Raw genomic sequence first — 18,924 nt, 5'->3', positions numbered from 1 at the left:
TGTATTATTATTATAAATATTCAAATAAAAAGGAGCATGAACATGAATGTTTCATTAGTAAAACCTGCACTTGAACTACAAAACGAATACATAAGCTTCTATCAAGAATGGAAAGATAGCTGTGAAAATATGGTACCATGGGTCATTAGTAAAGATCCTTCAGATTTTCATAAAATGGTGCAGTTTCTAATAGACTCAGAGAAAGGTGTAAATCTCCCTAAAGGTTGGGTACCTGATTCTACTTATTGGTTAATTACCGAACAGAAAATAGTGGTTGGTGCTGTAAATATACGCCATCAATTAACAGAAAAATTATTACATTGCGGCGGGCATATCGGTTATGGCATTCGCCCTTCTGAAAGACAGAAAGGATATGCTACTATTCTTTTAAAATTAGCATTAGAAAAAGCGAAAGAACTAGGCATTCAAAAAGCACTTGTGGTCTGTGACGAGAGTAATATCGGTTCTGAAAAAACGATTATTAAAAATGGCGGTATACATGATTCAAATTACATTGAAGAAGATGGAAATGTCGTAAAAAGATATTTGATTGAACTATAACGCATGATGTAACGATACATCTATACAAAATTCTTTAATTAAGGAGGAATTCATTTGTCTACATTAGTATCTCAACTAGAAAATATAATTTCTAATATCCCAAAACAATTTAGCGCTCTTTCAGATATAGAGCATAAATCTCATCCATCTAAATGGTCAAAAAAAGAAATATTGGGTCATCTATGTGATTCTGGAAGTGTAAATCATAAGCGTTTTGTTGATATTCTCATTTCAAATCAACCCATAACAATACATAGCTATAACCAAGATTTATGGGTAGAAGTCCATAATTATCAACATACATTTTCAACTGAAGAAATACTACATTTATGGATTTCACTAAACAAACGAATCGTAAACCTTTTATCTAATGTTACAGAAAAACAGTGGCTGCTCCCATGTAAAACGGAGGATCAAGACATTGTAACATTGGAGTGGCTATTTACTGATTATATTGACCATATGAACCATCATTTCAAACAAATATTCGGCGAATAAACGGTGTAAAATAATATGTATGAACAGGAAAAAGATTGCCTCGGCGTCATTTTGGATTTGAACTACACAAAACTTAAATAAAGTAGACTGTTAATACAAAAAGGTGCTTTCATAAGAAGCACCTTTTTACATTTATCATTATTTATCTATTTAGAAGTTCCCTAAAAAAATGCAATGCCTATGCCTATACACCACGTACCTCTGCCACTAATTTCTGACCATCTAAGTACATGACAAGCTTTACTGGGTTCTCACTTGCATTCTCAAATACTAAATCTAAATATGGATATGCAATCGTCGCATCTCTGCCTTTAGGTACATAACCTACTTCTTTAGAATGTGTTGATCTCTCTACCATTTTTAATCCAGCTTGATCTGCAGCATTAAACAATGTGGAAGAAGTTTGACATACTCCTCCGCCATATCCATCTACTAATTTACCATCTACAATCTCTTTCCCTAATTGATAGCCCTTGTCAGGAGTTGTATCTCCTATTAAAGCGTTAAAGGAAAATCGATCTCCTTTACCTAATACAACTCCATTGACAGTGCTTGCAGACAAACGAATATTTTCTATTCTACCACCAGTAGAACCACCTAGATTCGTTTCATATCTCCCTATTACTGGTCCATTACCATTTCCAGCTTCTGCTGTAGCAACAGGCTTTTTCTCTACAATTGGCAACTGATAAGTAGAATCCCACATCCCAACATTCGTCAACTTATCTACTAACTCTTTTTCCATTAATTCGTAAGCAGGTTTGCCTTCTACCCATGTACCATCCTTCATACGAGAAGGAACCATCTTTGTATCTACACTCTTTGCAATCTCGCTAACTACCTTAGAGACTTCCTTTTTAAATGTTTTTTCATCTTCAAAATAACCTAAACTCGCTAAATCGATCTTTTTTACTTCTTTTCCATTTCTACCATCTACTAAACTAATACTTTTATTTACCTCAGCTTTTGCTTCTACAGCTTTTTCACCCACACCACTCACTAATGCAACTTCACTAGCTTTCGTACCGCAACCACTGACTACACCTAAGCAGAGTGCTCCTACGACTAAAATTCGAACCTTACGCAACAAATTACTCTCTCCTTTATTCTCAATCTTTTTCCATTTCAAACAATTCTATGTATGTATAATAACATTACCTTTCAACATAACTTTTATGTATTACTAGCATATTTACACCATATCCTAAGTTACTCTTTTCTTCCCTAAAAGTCTACATATATTTCCTTAAACATTCTTAATCGCTTTAAAAATCCAATCCCCTTCATCACCCAGTATATACCAAAAAATACATAGTGACAATTTTTATACATTCGATATTTTATTATACCAATATTGCTTAAAAATGTAATAAAAATTGACTCTAAAAAAAAAATAAAATGTATTATCCAAAAATGCCCATCACCCACACGAATGAAAACACCACTGTTAGTAAATTGACGAATGTTTTCTCCATCTCTATACTGAAAAGAGTTAACGAAATGAAACAAGGTGATAATCATGGATTTTGAAATAAATTTTCTTTCCTTTTACGTCGTACAAGTAGACGGCCAAGGTGAACAAGCAGACAAGCGTTATAAACATTTTCAAACATTAGATACTGAAGAATACGAAGATAGTCCATTAAAAGACTTTCTAGACGGTGAATTATTAAAAATTTCGAAACGAAAAGTAGACCGTCACCCAAAAAGTGAACAAGTCCCGACAAAAATTGGCCGATTCATTGTTGAAGTTGGGCACGAATTTGATTCAAACCCGAACTACAACCTTTTTAATCGTATTCGTTTTGCAGAAACGAAAGAAACATTTAAAGATACAAATGAACCACTCGTCTATACCTATATTGATACAAGCGCTGTACGCGGCGGTGTATTTCTCGTTGTCCAAGCAAAACTTCGTAAATACTTCGACGATCCGTTCGTCTTTGTAATGAAATGTGACTTCGAGCCAAAGGTTGCTTCTATTTCTGATGAGGCAACGCTAATTCGAAATGTTGAAATGGCCATCACAACGAAAAATATGAAGTCGATTCAATACCCCTATATGCCAGAAGAAGGCATCGTGGAAGTTGGCGAACTAAAAATCCACCAAGCATCACATGCCCGCTACTTCGAAGACTTCTTAAAATTCGTAGAATACGAGCGTTCCATGCCAGAAATTATGAAAACACAAGTTATGGATATGGTATACGACCAAATCGAAGACGTCTTTGAAGAAGGTACAGAAGAACGAGAACAATTTGACCAAGCGATGGAAGTATGGGCTGCGAGTCCAAAGCGTGAAATTATGGAACATTTCACAACGGAAGAGGTTATGGAAGCTACAGCGCAAATTGTGGAGCATACCCCTGAGATAGAGTTAAAGTTAAAGGCAGACCATATTGGAATCAAGAGTTTATTATCTGACTTCGGTGAATCGGTACACATCGCTAAAGTTAATGGTCGTTACATTTTAATGATAGAAGCCGATACCTTAACTTTCGAACAAGGTTTTTCACCGATAGAATTCCTAAAACCAGACGATTTACATGAAGTAGTTGATAAGATTATGAAAAAGGGTTCAAGCCCTTATCAGGACTAGCATATCCTGGATAAAAGTGACTTATAATTAAAGTGACAAATTTAGTACCGTCTTATTATATAATTCACATTTACGATATTGTATAAAAGTCAACAACTAATCAATTAACAAACGGTTCCTCTTAGTTATTATGAGCGCTTTTAGTGAGCGCTCCTTTTATTTAAGGATTTCTTGGTAGGGAATATACAGATACCAAATCGCCTTATTTTTCGACACTTACATCGCTGACCGGTCAAAATCCCCTCTACTTTCTTCTATGTAAACTTCTTGTTTGTCATACGGACACCCTTGCAGACCATAAAAGAACTTAACTAAATTAGATCCATTTCATATAACAATACTAAATCTAATCGTAAAATTTTTAATCAGAACTTTCAAACAAACACTTACATAACCTAAAGGGAATCAAGTTAACAAAGAGGTGATTTATTTTGTATTGGCAATCAAATGGACAATACCAATATAATCCTTATCATCATCAATATAATTACCCGTATATGTTAGATAAACAACCTTTTCCTATGGATAGTCGTCAAGGTTGTGCACTTACGTTTGACACTAGGATCAGGGATATGGGTCAACACACCCTTGCAGACCATAAAAGAGCTATAGTGGACAAATTGAGGCAAAAAGGTTTCTCCGGTGTAGTGCTTACGAGATCAGAAGTTGCAGGAAACAAAGGTGGATGTAGAGTATCAATTACCCATCTTCAAAGAACAGGAGCGCAATATTGGGAAGTGGTAATGTGCTCTTGTCCTACTTCTAATCAAGCAAATATAACGCTGAAAGAAACTTTAACTGCGATTCATTCCATCGTGTTTTTTGATTAACTTACAAAGTTCCAAGCTGGGCTGAGCCACAACAGTAGCAAAGTAACGAAAAATCGTCCGGCATCATCTATAGACCCCCTTTTCCGTGAAGCAAACTAGGGGACTTTAGAGCAAAATAAGTAAACAAAATCTAACCTTCCCCTAGTGGCCAAAATAAGTTCTTTATCTTGTAACAGGATTCCCCTGTTAATAAAAAATGAGTGCATGTCATAAATACACGCACTCTTTCCTCATAATGTTTCTAGTTCCAAATCAACTTCTGGTTCTATACGCGGATAGATGCTCTTGTCCTACTAAAAAAAGCAGATTTTCTGTCATTTTTTGATTTTTAAATTATAAAAGCATTCTATATAGGTTCTACATATTATTCATAAAAGAGTAATATACTCTTTCAATCTTTGAAACCATTACATCCTGAGTTAAATGTTGCTGTGAATAATTCTGTGCCTCTTTTCCCAATTGCTCACGAAGACTCTTATTCGTTAACAGCAATTTAATAGCCTCAGAAAGTTGTTGAACGTTGCCCGGTTCACAAATGATCCCTGTTTTTCCGTTTTGAATCATTTCTGGTATTCCACCGCAATTTGTTGTAATAATAGCTTGACTAGAAAGCATAGCTTCAATAATGGAAATTGGAAAGTTATCGTTAATGGTAGGTAAAACATAGATTGAGGAAGAAGAAAGAATTTTTGGTATATCTGTTCTTCTTCCCCAAAATTTAATCCTGTCAAGACCAAGCTGTATCACTTGATTTTCAAGCCTTTCTCTCATAACACCATCTCCAACAATCCATACCTCTACATTTGATAAATCTTGTTGAATTTGTGAAAGTGCTTTTAAAAAAATGTCATGACCTTTTCTAGGAGAAAGGCGGGAAATGCAGGAAATTACTAGATTATTATTACAATCCTGTTTAGGTATAAAATCTTGCTGAAAGTGTATACCTGTATGAACAGTAATCAATTGTTCTGTCTTTGCCCCATATTCTTTTAAAGGAGTATGAAAGGAATTGCTGATTGTTATGATTTGATCAGCCGCTCTTATTCCCTGTTTTTCAATTTCACTAAAATACGCTTCTTCAATCGATCCTTTTTTTATTTTATCAAATTTCAATCGACTTTTTGTAAAATGCCCATGTGGTGTAAAAAAAAGTGGTTTCTTATATTCTAGGTTTAGTTGTCCTAATAAAAAAGCAGCGAATAAATCTTGTGCATGAAAGATATCATATTGCTCTAGGCTTTTTTCTCTTAAATAAGACTTAAAAACATTCAAAAAACTCGTGTTTTTAATAATTTTTTCATTTACTATACCATAACGTTGTAACATAAAATCTCTTGTGTATTTCGCAGCCTTCGGAACTTCTTGCTCTATATGAACTGCGGTCATTTGAGTAGGAGAGATGACATCTACATCATGACCATACTTTTCAAAGCCTGTTTTTAACGAAGTAATATAGTTTGATAATCCCCCTGTATTAGGGTATTTCAAAAATGTTACATAAAGAATTTTTAATTTTTTTGTTTTACTTAACGTGCTATCATTTTTGATTCCAAACGTTTGAAACGGTTCGATTATATGATCCTTTTGATTTTCTATTTGGTAGTATTCATCCATGATTTTTAGTAGGCTCGTATGGAAAGGATAATTACATTCACTTCGTCTCTCCTTTGCTGTATTCAGAAGCATCTCCTCCTAACTCAGCTAATGATAAAAATAGCATATATACTATAAACCTAGTTCACTTCCCCAGGTAGAAATTTTTTCAAGGTGATATGGCAATAATTCACCGCCACGGTTATCAAATATTCTTCGCAGCTGAGTATGCAACCCTTTTTCTAATGTTCTCTGCAAATACGCCATCTTATAAAGGTCAATTGGCTTTGTTTTAAAGTTTATGCCATTCTTCTGCATTTCTTTTGCATAGACTTCCACACAATGTGTACGAATTTCTTCGGCTCTGTTCTGCCAATCTTTCCTAAATCCCATTAAGATTTCAACTAGAACAACCATATCAAACCAGACAGGTGCATATTTAGTTGACTCCCAATCGATAAACTGGATATTCCACGGTGCATGTAGTGTCACATTATTACTGCAAATGTTTTGCAAATGAAGATCTCCATGCGTGATCGATGAACCATTTTGAAATAATTCCGGAAAAAGATCCGGTCCCTTATTACATAGTTTTATAAGTGATTTATAATAAGGCTTAATAATCCCGCTTATCCGATCGTCTTTCATTCCGTCATTGAGAAAATCAATCGTCTTTTCAATTTGTTTCGTCCGATCATTTCTCATGCGGCTCGATTCATAAATAGGTAACCAAGATTTCCAAACATCTTTATGTTTTTTACTATTGTCTTCAAATGTACGCGCATGAAGTTTAGCAACAGCGGGAATAATATAGTCAAAATGTTTAGGGAGAAAAGTTATCTGACCGCGTATTTGGCGTACAAACTCCATAAATATCCAGGTCTCGTCTCCATTTTTTTCAATATGATATATTTCAGGAAGAAATTCTTTCAATACAGGATAAGCTGTATCGTATATATTAATTTCTACTTCATTTTTGTAATCTGTTGAATTATATACTTTTAAAACAATCGGAACATTATTAGCTCCTGATGTAATAAATAATTTGTAAATGCTACTTCTTCTTGTAGATTTTAAACATTCTATTTTACCGTAATCAATTGCAACTCTCTTATTCATTGAATAAGAGAGTTTTTCTGTAATTCTTAACTTTTCAATTAAACGGGATAATGTTTTTACTTCGTACAATGTGTTCATTCCTTTCGTTTTCGTTTCCAGGCGTTTATCAAGTGAGAGTATGCGCTTCTAATGAACGGCATTGGGTCATCCCATGCAAACAAAGCATATTCTTTTTTACCGCGTAACCCTTTATAAAAATCTTTCCACGTCATTTCTGCCCTTTTTTTCTTAGTGCAGAATGTTAAATAATATCGCACAAGATAAATCCATTTGATACCGTCTACTTGTTTAAGTCTTGGAGTTGGATTTTGCCTCGTTAAATATAAATAATACATGTAAGCAAAATCAATATCAGCAGCTCCTGTCAGACTGTGAGTTAACCAAAAACGAGGGTTTATTTCAATAAACTTATAAACGCCATCTCGAGGATCCTTTTTAAACTCTGCCATAGCAATACCTTTAAGCTTAATCTTCTCAAAAAAAGGTAGACATATATCTACTAATTCTGGAACTTCTTTACTAACAATGTGAGCTCCTGTTCCAAATTCAGCTGGGAACTGATGATTCTTTTGTAAAGAAAATAATGCCAATAAATTCATGTTATCATCATAAAATGTGGCAACTTTATAAAAACATTGATTATCACCAGGAATGATTTCCTGAAGAATTAGCTTCCCGTGCTGTCGATACGATTTATACTCATTTCTAAGTTGATCTGGATTTTGTATAAGAATTGCCTTTTGGTTTATCTTTTTTCGAAACTCATGTCCTAAAACCGGCTTTAATATACACGGGAAATCTAGGTTCGATATCGCTTCTTCCAATTGTTTATTTGTCTTAATCTCATACGTTTTAGGACATGGAATATTATGCTTTGTTGCCAGCTCATGCATTTTTTGCTTATTTAATGTTTCTTCAATCAACGAATGTTCAGGAAATAAAAACAAATAATATTTAGACAGTTCCGTTCGATATTTTGAAATGAATATTACATAGTCATCAGCACCTGTACACAAAACAGGTTTCAAATTTAACTTTTTAGCGAAGTCAATTAGAAAAACTAGTAATAATTTTTCTTCAGATAAAGGACTTGGGCATATTCCGCATGAAGCAAGGCGTGACTTCCCTATTTTATATGGTTTCTCTACATCAAATGCATAAACACGAATTCCTTTTCTCGCTAAACTTCTAATAATCCCAATCCCATTGGCACTTAAATCCAACACGACCGCTGCATGTTCATGATTCATAGAATCCTTCCTTATCAAAACGCTCTCTGTAGATTTGTTCGATATTCGCTATCATTGTCTCTCTAGTTAAATACTTTTTAGCGAATATTCTTGCATTTTTCCCTAATTGCTCTCGTTCCTGTTTATTTACAATGACATATTTTAATGCCCGTGCCAGTTCTATTGCATCTCCTCCCTCAACAAGAATACCTGTCTTAGAATGGCGAACAAGTTCAGGTATACCTCCCGATGGCGTAGAAATGACACAAACTCCACTATGCATTGCCTCTATAATAGAAATAGGTAGGCTATCGTTTAAAGTTGGAAGTACAAAAATATCAGTTTTACTTAAAATATCTGGAACATCATTTCTTTGCCCTAAAAACTCTACCATGGAAAGATTCAAATGATTAACTTGATCCTCTAACGAATGCCTCATCTCACCGTCTCCGACAATGAGAACTTTTACATTATCTGTGTATTTCTTTCCGATTTGTGAAAGAGCATCAAGTAATATGTTATGGCCTTTTCTTGGACCTAATCTAGCTACACATGTAATGACGATTTTCTTATGTGATGATGATGTATTTTCAGTATGATACTTATGGGGATAATCAATGCCAGTTAATACAGTTGTCATATTCTGTTGTTTTGCCCCTAACTTCATTAATGGACGGCGAAATGAATCGCTGAGAATAATAATATGATCTGCATTATCAATTGCCTTTTTTTCTAAGACCATATGATAAAACTCTTCTAGCGAACCCTTTTTAAATATGCCGAACTTTATACGATTAAAAGTAAACATACCATGAGGTGTGAATATTAATCTTTTTCCATACTGTTCATTGATTCTTCCTAATATATTAGCTGTAAATATATCTTGCGCATGAAAGATATCATATTTTTTAAAGTTAATATTTTCGAGCAGCATTCTTTCGTAAATATACATATTTTTTTGATTTCTAATAATTGTGCTATTAGAACTTCCATATCGTGTATTAAAAAAACTTTTTAATTCCGGAACAACCGCTTGACGCATCTTTTCGGCTCTACTTTTAGAAAATTGATTAGGAGATACGATGTCTACGTGATGGCCTTGTTTTCTTAACCCTTCACTAAGTGCCGTAATATAATTTGATAACCCCCCAATATGAGGATAATCCCAAAATGTAGCAATTAATATTGAGAGCTTTTTCTTTTTATAAGTCTTTGACTCTCTATTTATATTACGCTCTTCCACTGTATCCTTCTTTTTTTGCATCGAGTATGCATGAACTCCATAATACTTATCTAATGTTTTAATTACATAAGAATAAGGAAACTCAAATCTCTTTTTCACTTCCAAACCCTCCTTATCACTTCGAATGCCTCGGCATATGGTACACCGACCGTCATTCCCCTTACTCTTCCTAAATATTGAACCCCTTCGTATGAACGAGGATGCGGAAAATCTCTCATTTCTACATCGTAATGTTTAAGCGCAGCAATTTTCGAATCTATTTGATCGGTAATGTTCACAAAATAATTGGGTTTGAAAGATTTATCATTCGTGTGGATATTCCACTCGCTTGAGGAAACGGTTTCAAATGTAATCAATTCGATTGGTTGTTGGTTTGATAGGGGACGTGTCGCAGTCAAAACCGCTTGAAAAGTAACGTAGTGATCTTTATTGAGGTCTCCATAATGATGGGTAAAGATTTTGCTTGGTTTATAGATATTTATTAATTGTTCAATTTCTTTCGTTAATTGGTGCAGTGGAATTAGTTCCAACTCTAAATTACTGTGCTCGAGGAATATCACCTCTTCAATACCAATCTCCTTGTTTGCACACCTGCCTAATTGCTGTATGTGATGAGCTTGCTCTTTTCTTCCTAGAGCAGTAATGATTGAAATTACTTGATGGCCTTCTTCTACTAATCTTTTTAAAGTCCCGCCAGATCCTAATAACTCATCGTCGGGATGTGCGCCAATGACTAATATACACTCTTTCATTAGTATTTTCACTCCTTGTACTACCTAATTTATGATTAGTACCACAAAAAGAAACTGTCATTAGCGGAAAACTTGTTTTTATTTATTACTAATAACCAATGGTTCAGCTATATAAATACATGTGTATTTCTCCCTATGAGATAAAGAGCACCTTTTATCACCAATGTGAATATCTTAGCAATTAGCTATACACAAACAGGTATCGGCCGTATATTTTAGAAAAGCAAGAATCAAAAACCAGAAATGGCTTTCATATTAAAGTGATAACCCCCTGACAATTCGTTTTTTATTAGTACTTCATCCATGAATTGTATACGGAAGGATGTGCTTTCTTCACACCTCTTAAAAATTCCTGATCCAGCCCAAATTTTTGAAATCCTTTTAATAACTTAGTAGGCACTTTACTATTTGAAGTAAAGGCTCTTTTATGATCAATGACTTTTAGCTGTCCTTCTTCATTTATTAAAACGTGTCTCACTTCCGTATCCCATCTAGTAAATCCTAATTTTTTCAATTCGCCCAACATTAGTATTATTTTTCCAGTTAATTCTTCTGTAAATTTTTTTTCTCTTTTCAAATGACGTGCAAGTGATATTCCCTGTACATACTCCATAACAATATAATTGTCTCCATATTCATACAGTCGTGGAATAATAGGTGATGATTGTCCAACTTTAAGAGCTTCCAACTCTTGTTTTTGCGTTTTTTCTAGAAAAAATACTTTCACACATTTATTATGGGATATTTGATATACTTCCCCATCCTTCCCATCTCCAATGAGCTTATATTTTTCTATATCTCCTCTACTTACTCTTCTTGTATTAAAGTATGATTTCATTTCATTTCTCCTTAATCTAGATTTCATATTTTTGTAATCCCTTCATCTCATATTCTATGATTCTTCACTCGCAAATGTACCCTAGATTAATATATATTTTTATAATTTAATTCAATTGAAAAATGATTAGTAGTTGATACGTGATGGAATGCCTCTGTTTTAACAAGCGGGGTACTATTAACTATTTTTATTATATTCTTATAATTAAACTAGGTAATAGTGTTTTATCAAACGTAAAATAGAAAAAAATCATTCTATTCATTCTTTCTAGTATTGGAATATTCATAGAAAGGTTTCGTCGTTTTCATTCCATTCACTTATTGACTAAATCATTTTCAGTGGTTATTTGCTACGTTCAATAAAGTGAAACTTCCATCAGTGGGGATCTTACTGCTCACGTATAGCAGGATAAACGGGGATTCGTTGATATTTATTGAAAAATGAATAAGAAAAAACCACCTTTAAAACACGCAGGGCATAGCCCAGTTTAAGGTGGGGATGAATTGCCATCACATTCGTAAAAGTATTTTCGCACCTAGGCGAATGTATGTTCTTTTTAGTATTTTGTAGTATCATAAAGGAAAGAAGGAGGTGAAAATGATGAAGAAAGAATATGCAGCCTATCAAATTGAGATCAAAAGAGGTGATAAATTATACCCTTACTTCCTAGAAATATGTCAAAACGCAAAAAATCTCTACAATACAACAAACTCTATATTCGCCAAGTGTATACAGCTACTCAATAACAAGAAGTTCTCTACACATTACAAGTACATATTGAAATCATGAATGAAAATCAACTTTATACGTACCAAAAACACGTGCACAAACAGAAAGGAAAACTTCATCTCGAAACATTCGCTTTTCTTATCGCATCTATTTTGTTTTATTTTCTTGGTTATTCATTGCTGCTAATACTTGAAGTTGCTGTTTAGCTTTCTTTAAAGCAGTATGAAAATAATTTTGCAACAGACGTAAGGTCGGATTATCAAAATGATATTGTTCTAACACATTCTCCCATGTCTTACTCTTCATGAATGTATTCCATGTCAAGCGGCAATGTCCACTTCTCTTTACCTCTTTAAATACCCATCTCTTCATTTTCTTTCTACCCTTATCAGTCAAAGAGCCACTTTTCACAAGGACTAGCTCCACATTTCTCTTATAACGTTTACGAATGTCTTTTTGTTTAACTGCTGTAAGAAAAATATTTGCCGTGTTCTTGGCATCGTCAAAGGCGCGATGTTGTTTTCCTTCCCATTCTAAAGCCAATTGTGCTACTGCAAGTTTCAAACTAGGTGGATTTACAAATAATTCTTTATATGCATGAAATACAAATCTCTGTAAATCAAATCTTCTTTCTTTCTCAAGATTAGGACATTTCACATTATATCGTGCACAATCTTCTGTTAGAAATCCATAATCCTCTTTTCCCCACGTTACAAACATGTAATCTTCTTCCAAAAACTTACGAAAGCGCTCAATTACTTTCGGGAATTTTTCTGCACCTTTTACATCTTGTTTTGTAATTCCTGTTAATTTTGTTGTATGACGAGATAGGGATGCCGTTGGTTTCACTAATGACGAAAAAACTTCGATGATGCTCATTGTACTTGCTTCAATCTTGACGGCTCCGATATCAACTATTTCCGTCGGAGCATCTGATTGATAAGGTCTAAAATTCCGCTCAATATCAAATACAATATAATATTTTGGTTCATACATACCACATACCTCTTCCTTATCACTTCTTAACAGTATATCCCTTATTTCCAATATGTATTAACAATTACTCATATTTAAGGTATTAAAAAAGAGAAGGGAGTTCCCTTCTCTTTCACTTCAATTATTTTTTTGTTACGTTAGTAGCTTGTGGTCCACGGTTACCTTGTTCAACTTCGAAAGTAACTTCTTGACCTTCTTCTAAAGTTTTGAAGCCGTCGCCTTGGATAGCTGAGAAGTGAACAAATACGTCTTCTCCACCTTCAACTTCGATGAAACCGAAACCTTTGTCAGCGTTAAACCATTTTACTTTACCGTTTTGCATGAAAAAATCCTCCTAAAATATGTACCTTAATGTACATGTCCATTTTCTACCATTTTACAAATAATCATCAGATAAAAAAACTGTAACCAAGAGAAGATTTAACATTGCTATCCCCTCTGAAGTTACAGCTTATTTAAATCTCTATGGTATTAAAAGTAAAATGGTTTAACCTCACTATACACCTTTATTAACATAAATGCAAATTTTTATTTTTAAAATTTATGTAAAGTGTACCTTAACACCCTTTACTTCATATAGCCCATGACTTGAACGAATCACAAACTTTGTTTTATTGTTTTCCTCTATTTTGTCTATTTCTTTCTAAATGAGATTCACTTATTTTTCCTATCATTATGAATCTGACCGTTTTTATTGTGATTTAACAATACACCTTCATATTTTTCTCTTGCCAAATTATTCATACCATCTTATTGTATAGGAATCTACGCTATAAAAAAGCAGTGATTGCACCAAAAACCATATATGTCTATTTGGTTTTTTCGACATCTTTGTCTAGCTCTGACCGTTTCTATGCATGGCCAGATGCTCTCATCTCACTAAAAAAAAGGGGTTTTATGTCGGGTTTTTAATTGGTATATAAAAGTTGAATTATATAAGAGGAGTTTTCAGAATGAAAAAGTATCTAAAAAAAGCAATAAAAATATCCTCCATTTTATTACTTGTTTTCATTGTAATTGGTGCTGGTGTTTTGTTTGGTACTCCGTATGGACATAAATTACGTGTAATTGCTGCGGAAAGTATTCTAACTTCACAACATCGTGATTTGGCAAAATTCACTTTTTTATCACAACAAGAACTGGAGGATATCTCGAATTCAATTAATAATCCAAAATGGAAAAATAGCCAATCCGGTGGTCTTCAAAAACTTACAAAACAACAATTAGAAGCGAAAAAACATATGCCCCTTCATGTGAAAATCGAAACCGTTCAAAAAAAGTATGCGGATCATTATTTTGAAGGCAAACTCATGACAATTAGTAATCCTTTTAATGTAAAGCTTGTAACACAGCAAGGTACACAAGGTAACGATGTTGGTGAAAAAATTTACGTGATGGCGAAGCGGAATCATGCACTTGCTGCGGTAAATGCAAGTGGGTTTTCGGATGAAACAGGACATGGTGGCGGTAAAGTTGGTCTAGGCATTGTGATTGAAAACGGACAAGTTATTCATACACCTCAAAATGATAATACACCAGCTATTATCACGGGTTTAACAAAATATGGGCAAATGATAACAGGCGACTACTCTGCACAACAATTGTTGAATAAAAATGTTGTTTCTGCAGCTGGTTTTATGCCCCAACTTATCGTAAATGGTGAAAAAATGCTTACGAATGACGGTGGCTGGGGATATGGCCCGCGAAGCATCATGGCTCAAAAAAAAGATGGCTCAATTATGTTTCTTATCGTAGATGGTAGACAACCTCACAGTATTGGCGCTTCTTTAAAAGATTGTCAGGACCTTTTATATGACAAGGGCGCTGACAACGCGATGGCTATGGATGGCGGCTCTTCTGCAACTATGTATGCCTTAGGAGATATATTAAATATCCCTTCTACTTTATCTCATAAGTCTCGCTATCTTCCAAACTGTTGGGTTGTAACTACTAATAAAGATCAAAAAGTGGATGTTACAATTGACGGTCACCCGGCAGAAACTTCGAAGCTTGCGGAAGTTACAGGAACATCTGCTGTTGCTTCTAACAAAACAAAGAGCAGCTAAGTATCTCACAGATACGTAGCTGCTCTTTTCTATTTCATTCATACTGCTATATTTTATTTTTTGAAGATACCGAATGGCTTACCAACCGGTAATACAATGTTTCCGAAATGTGTATTTAATACTGCAGCTGCTGATCCGTAGAATGAAAGCAGTGAAATAAGCAGTTCAGAAATTGCTGCTAATTTATGCATTGCATGTGGCATAACACCTAAAGTACTAAATGAAAGGCCTATAAATAAGAAATCAATAAGTACAAAAATCGTAAATAATACTTTATGTGTTTCCATTGCGCCAATTGTCATAAACAAGCTAAAAATTAAGTAACCAACAAATGCTACTCCAAGTTGTTTTGGATCCACACTTGCTGCTAATTTTCCACCAAATACGCCAAGCTGAATTAGCCATGAAGTACCAACACCAAACCAAAATAATGCGAATCCACCAAACGCTGTTGTACCGAATGTATTATTGTGCTTTGCATCGTTAATGCAAGCAAATAATTGAGCAAAACCTCCTAAGAAGATCGCCCATGGCAATACAAATGAAATACCACTTGTTAAGCCAAGTTTTTGTGAGGACGCAACAAGTGTAACCATTGCAAGTCCAAATAAACCTAGTGCAGACGGATCTGCTGTTGTCATTTTCACATGATGTGTAGTTTGCTTTTCCATAATACCCTCCTGATTTAAACACATACTTGAATACAATACTGAAATCAGAAGGTACTGTCAATCTTTTTTAATACATTCACACAAATTACATATTTCCATATAAACGATATACATACTCCCCGACTTCTAACGGTTTAATGTTTATGTTTAGTACATCCTTTATCGGTACCCATATCGGAATGTATTCGCCTCGGTCCCTGCCATTTTGTATATATTCCTCACCCTTTCCATTACCAAACGTACCACCTACAATGATTGCTTCATAAAAATATTGTGTCCCATTGTAGCTCACCTTCTTGGCAAGTCGCGTAATTTGTATATGTATCCCAAGTTCCTCATATACTTCTCTAACTGTTGCTTCTTCTGAGGTTTCTCCTTCCTCAATACCACCGCCTGGAAACACATATTAAACATCTTTACCTCGAATCCTTTTTATAAGAGCTAGTTTTCCTTCTTGTGTAATAATTGCTGCGCCTCGATCTCGCATTCTTATAACATCTCCTCATAATATTATTTTTTCTATTTCTACCTCTTTCAACAACTTCATTCATTGATAAAGTAAAACTTCCATTAGTGGGTCCAATCTTAAGATAATGATTTTACTGCCCTCGAATAGTTGACATAAAAAAACTAGACAACCTCGTCTAGTTTTAGGATAAGGAAGATCGTAAAAAACCAAAACGTATAGCATGCTCTATTTCATCTGTCATCGCTCGAAAAAAAACATCTCGAACTGCTAAGTTTTGCGTTAGCAAATAGGCATTCCGATAATCTTCATACGCTTCTAATTCATCTTCATACGCACGTTCTAATCCCTCTTTATAAGAAGAATATTGCGTTTGTACTACTTGATACGTTGGCTGTTGCCCCGTTAATGTTGTAAACAATTGTATAAACTGCTGTAAATGAACTTTTTCATCTTCTAATGCATGTGAAATATCTTTCTTATGTTTCGCATTTGGCGCTTCGTTTACGAGTCGGCTATAAAAATCAATTGCGGCAGCTTCGCCTTGGATCGCCTCTAAAATCGCTTGCGATACTTGTTTATTAGTGCCTTCATTTACTCGATAAAATTGATAATACGAATTAGGATTTACATAGTACATATCTATTCCCCCTCAAAACAATGCATTACTTTATTGTATGTAGGGGTAATTATTTCGTTCAGTTTCGTTTCGCTTATAAAGTGAAACTTCAATCATGGTTATATTATACGTATTAATGAACATTAGAAAAAACTCGTTATTAACGAGTTTTTTCTAATGTTTGGATTCTAAAAATAATAGAACCGACTCCATTATTAATTCACAACCAATTTCTTTATATATTTTATTCGATGTAGGATTGGCTAAATCAGTGTATAATGAAGTCATTTCATATCCATTGTCCAACATACGTTGGCTCAGTGCCGATACAGAATTCTCATCTTTTTCTAAAGGTGCAGAATTTGTGACAATAACTTGTCGCTTATGTGTTTGAAGCATGACGAACACAAGCTTTTCCTCTTTTATAGCTGTTGCCATGAATAATGGAAGCTGAGAGGATCGTAACACACCCAGTATTAAATTATTCTCTTGCTCATATGTTTCTAAAAAAGGAAGAACATCATTTGTGAACTACCCACCACTTAACGACCTTACGATCTGTTTGAAGTGGGGGCTTCAAAAGTCAAAAGACCTTCTCTTTTATTGCTAATTCATCCATAAGCCTAGCGGCTCATGTCCAAAGCCTTGAATTCGCGGCGTCCCTACCGCTAATAAAATCGATACAAACTACGCGATTAGATTTTGTTCGCGCAGAACACGAATGCCATAATATTTTAGATTACGACCCGCATTGTAATCTCTATCGATTTTCGTGCCACAATGATCGCACGTATAGATTCTTTCAGATAATTTCAACTTATCTTTTTTGTGATTACACTCACTGCATAATTTACTCGATGCAAAATACTGATCCGCAATGATGTAATGTTTGCCTTTTTTCTTAGATTTGTACTGTAACATCGTTCGAAAAATACCAAATCCATTATCATGCAGCTTTTTCCCTAAACTCAGACATTGGGCAAGGTTACTTAAGTTCAAATCTTCTACAACAATGGCGTGATAATCATTGGTTATCTGATTACTTTTCTTGTGTAGAAAATCTTTTCTTTGTTTTTTTGCTTTTGTTGTTACTTTTTGATATTCTTTCACTTGCTTTTCATAATTTTTACTATATACGATATTTCCTGTTTCATCTGTTTTTGCATTGTTCTTCTTGCGAGCTAAGGATTTATTTATTCTTCGCTGCCTTTTTTCTATGATTTTGTTATACCGACTGTACTGAGCTGTTCGTCCTTCGCTGTCTACATACAATTCGCTTTGACTGTAATCTAGTCCAATTACTTCGTCAGCATTCACTAATTCTACTTGTTTTTCATTTGGACAAAAATAATCAACAGAAAGAGAAACAACATATTTTGTTCCTTCTCGTTTAATTGTTGCTTTTTTTATGGTTCCATCAATCGGTAATTCTCGATGTAGATGAATAGAAATACCTTCTTGAAACTTTGGAATACATAAAAAATACGAACCGTTTTCTTTTGTGATTTTTATGTTTCCGTTGGTCTGATTGGTAGTATAGCTTAATTTCCCCTGTTTTTTACTATGGAATTTAGGCATACCTTTTATGTCTTTTAACGTAGGAACATACCCTATTGTTTGCATCTTTTTACGAACTGACTTTTTATATTGGATAGGTTGTTTCGCGTAGGTTTCATTATATTTTTTAATGGCTGCCTGGAATCTCATTTTTGCGTCATTATAAACAAAAGAATCATTACTTTTATCTAAGTAATCATATCTGGTTGTAATCGCTGTATAATTCGGAATTTTATAATGAATAAATCCACCTTCAAAACCCATAGATTCTAAATATTCATACAAACCAGATACATATTCGTTATACACTTTTCGTTCACACCCAAACGATTTTTCTAATTTCGTTACTTGTTCAGATGTGGGAAAAATAGCGTATCGAAATGCATAGGTAGACCATCCATCCGGTAACGACTTTTTTGTTCCTTTTATATGTACACCCTCTTTTGTGGTTGCCATATACATTCTCCTTTCTTTCGTATTTTCATATTTATTATATCGCATAGTCTCAAAAGTACATACAAAGAACATATGTAGGCGATCTCATCCCCCGCCTACTCG

Annotated in this window: 19 protein-coding genes and 1 pseudogene; 6 read left to right on the top strand and 14 right to left on the bottom strand. The window is 34.3% G+C overall.

The window, feature by feature from the left end:
* Positions 1 to 42: 42 nt before the first annotated feature.
* Both BM211_RS13045 and BM211_RS13040 read left to right on the top strand, forming a co-directional pair.
* Entirely contained in the window at positions 43 to 561 is a 519-nt protein-coding gene (locus BM211_RS13045) for a GNAT family N-acetyltransferase (protein WP_090997858.1), read from the top strand.
* Positions 562 to 615: 54 nt separating this feature from the next.
* On the top strand, positions 616 to 1,059 hold the full coding sequence (locus BM211_RS13040; protein ID WP_035430787.1) for a DinB family protein: 444 nt from the start codon (positions 616 to 618) through the stop codon (positions 1,057 to 1,059).
* A gap of 184 nt (positions 1,060 to 1,243) precedes the next feature.
* Here BM211_RS13040 and BM211_RS13035 read toward each other — a convergent pair whose 3' ends face one another.
* Entirely contained in the window at positions 1,244 to 2,149 is a 906-nt protein-coding gene (locus BM211_RS13035) for a VanW family protein (protein WP_035430789.1), read from the bottom strand.
* A gap of 429 nt (positions 2,150 to 2,578) precedes the next feature.
* On the opposite strand from BM211_RS13035, the gene BM211_RS13025 reads away from it, so the two are divergent.
* Positions 2,579 to 3,658: a DUF3900 domain-containing protein gene (locus BM211_RS13025; RefSeq protein WP_035430793.1), complete on the top strand. Its 1,080-nt coding sequence runs from the start codon at positions 2,579 to 2,581 to the stop codon at positions 3,656 to 3,658.
* 431 nt (positions 3,659 to 4,089) lie between these two features.
* The gene (locus tag BM211_RS13020; protein ID WP_035430794.1) at positions 4,090 to 4,488 is read left to right on the top strand and encodes a hypothetical protein; all 399 of its coding nucleotides are present in this window, start codon (positions 4,090 to 4,092) and stop codon (positions 4,486 to 4,488) included.
* A 357-nt stretch (positions 4,489 to 4,845) separates the two neighbouring features.
* Here BM211_RS13020 and BM211_RS13015 read toward each other — a convergent pair whose 3' ends face one another.
* The 6 genes from BM211_RS13015 to BM211_RS12990 form a co-directional block, all read right to left on the bottom strand.
* A complete protein-coding gene (locus BM211_RS13015) occupies positions 4,846 to 6,174 on the bottom strand; it encodes a glycosyltransferase family 4 protein (protein WP_035430796.1) in 1,329 nt (442 codons plus the stop codon).
* A 39-nt stretch (positions 6,175 to 6,213) separates the two neighbouring features.
* Positions 6,214 to 7,269 carry a phosphotransferase gene (locus tag BM211_RS13010; RefSeq protein ID WP_371261876.1) on the bottom strand — a complete coding sequence of 352 codons (1,056 nt, stop codon included), beginning with the start codon at positions 7,267 to 7,269 and terminating at the stop codon, positions 6,214 to 6,216.
* A gap of 5 nt (positions 7,270 to 7,274) precedes the next feature.
* The gene (locus BM211_RS13005) at positions 7,275 to 8,450 is read right to left on the bottom strand and encodes a carboxylate--amine ligase (RefSeq protein WP_035430799.1); all 1,176 of its coding nucleotides are present in this window, start codon (positions 8,448 to 8,450) and stop codon (positions 7,275 to 7,277) included.
* Positions 8,440 to 9,771 carry a glycosyltransferase family 4 protein gene (locus BM211_RS13000; RefSeq protein ID WP_035430801.1) on the bottom strand — a complete coding sequence of 444 codons (1,332 nt, stop codon included), beginning with the start codon at positions 9,769 to 9,771 and terminating at the stop codon, positions 8,440 to 8,442. Before BM211_RS13000 ends, BM211_RS13005 begins: the two co-directional genes overlap by 11 nt.
* Entirely contained in the window at positions 9,768 to 10,424 is a 657-nt protein-coding gene (locus BM211_RS12995; protein ID WP_035430802.1) for a PIG-L deacetylase family protein, read from the bottom strand. Before BM211_RS12995 ends, BM211_RS13000 begins: the two co-directional genes overlap by 4 nt.
* Before the next feature lie 289 nt (positions 10,425 to 10,713).
* Complete coding sequence (locus BM211_RS12990) at positions 10,714 to 11,262, bottom strand: protein kinase family protein (RefSeq protein ID WP_035430803.1); 549 nt, start codon at positions 11,260 to 11,262, stop codon at positions 10,714 to 10,716.
* Positions 11,263 to 11,510: 248 nt separating this feature from the next.
* Here BM211_RS12990 and BM211_RS27545 point away from each other — a divergent pair, with 248 nt between their 5' ends.
* Positions 11,511 to 11,624: a DUF1361 domain-containing protein gene (locus BM211_RS27545; protein ID WP_141771636.1), complete on the top strand. Its 114-nt coding sequence runs from the start codon at positions 11,511 to 11,513 to the stop codon at positions 11,622 to 11,624.
* 514 nt (positions 11,625 to 12,138) lie between these two features.
* Here BM211_RS27545 and BM211_RS12980 read toward each other — a convergent pair.
* Both BM211_RS12980 and cspD read right to left on the bottom strand, forming a co-directional pair.
* On the bottom strand, positions 12,139 to 12,987 hold the full coding sequence (locus tag BM211_RS12980) for an exonuclease (protein ID WP_035430807.1): 849 nt from the start codon (positions 12,985 to 12,987) through the stop codon (positions 12,139 to 12,141).
* Between the two features lie 121 nt (positions 12,988 to 13,108).
* Positions 13,109 to 13,309 carry a cold-shock protein CspD gene (gene cspD, locus BM211_RS12975; RefSeq protein WP_035430809.1) on the bottom strand — a complete coding sequence of 67 codons (201 nt, stop codon included), beginning with the start codon at positions 13,307 to 13,309 and terminating at the stop codon, positions 13,109 to 13,111.
* 631 nt (positions 13,310 to 13,940) lie between these two features.
* On the opposite strand from cspD, the gene BM211_RS12970 reads away from it, so the two are divergent.
* On the top strand, positions 13,941 to 15,053 hold the full coding sequence (locus BM211_RS12970; protein ID WP_035430810.1) for a phosphodiester glycosidase family protein: 1,113 nt from the start codon (positions 13,941 to 13,943) through the stop codon (positions 15,051 to 15,053).
* Between the two features lie 53 nt (positions 15,054 to 15,106).
* Here BM211_RS12970 and BM211_RS12965 read toward each other — a convergent pair whose 3' ends face one another.
* The 5 genes and pseudogenes from BM211_RS12965 to BM211_RS12945 all read right to left on the bottom strand — a co-directional run bounded on the left by BM211_RS12965 (position 15,107) and on the right by BM211_RS12945 (position 18,822).
* Positions 15,107 to 15,724, bottom strand: coding sequence for an acetate uptake transporter (locus BM211_RS12965; protein WP_035430812.1), 618 nt, complete (start codon positions 15,722 to 15,724; stop codon positions 15,107 to 15,109).
* 85 nt (positions 15,725 to 15,809) lie between these two features.
* On the bottom strand, positions 15,810 to 16,127 hold the full coding sequence (locus tag BM211_RS12960) for an NUDIX domain-containing protein (RefSeq protein WP_256217099.1): 318 nt from the start codon (positions 16,125 to 16,127) through the stop codon (positions 15,810 to 15,812).
* A gap of 247 nt (positions 16,128 to 16,374) precedes the next feature.
* Entirely contained in the window at positions 16,375 to 16,830 is a 456-nt protein-coding gene (locus BM211_RS12955; RefSeq protein WP_035430816.1) for a ferritin family protein, read from the bottom strand.
* 153 nt (positions 16,831 to 16,983) lie between these two features.
* Positions 16,984 to 17,145, bottom strand: a pseudogene (locus tag BM211_RS12950) (GNAT family N-acetyltransferase); the annotation flags it as partial.
* Positions 17,146 to 17,496: 351 nt separating this feature from the next.
* On the bottom strand, positions 17,497 to 18,822 hold the full coding sequence (locus BM211_RS12945; protein ID WP_177206933.1) for an RNA-guided endonuclease InsQ/TnpB family protein: 1,326 nt from the start codon (positions 18,820 to 18,822) through the stop codon (positions 17,497 to 17,499).
* Positions 18,823 to 18,924 lie beyond the last annotated feature (102 nt).

The sequence above is a fragment of the Bacillus sp. 491mf genome (assembly GCF_900112415.1).
Taxonomy (GTDB): domain Bacteria; phylum Bacillota; class Bacilli; order Bacillales; family Bacillaceae_G; genus Bacillus_A.
Note: the sequence above shows the minus strand (reverse complement) of the source record. Positions and strands in the feature narration are given on the sequence as shown.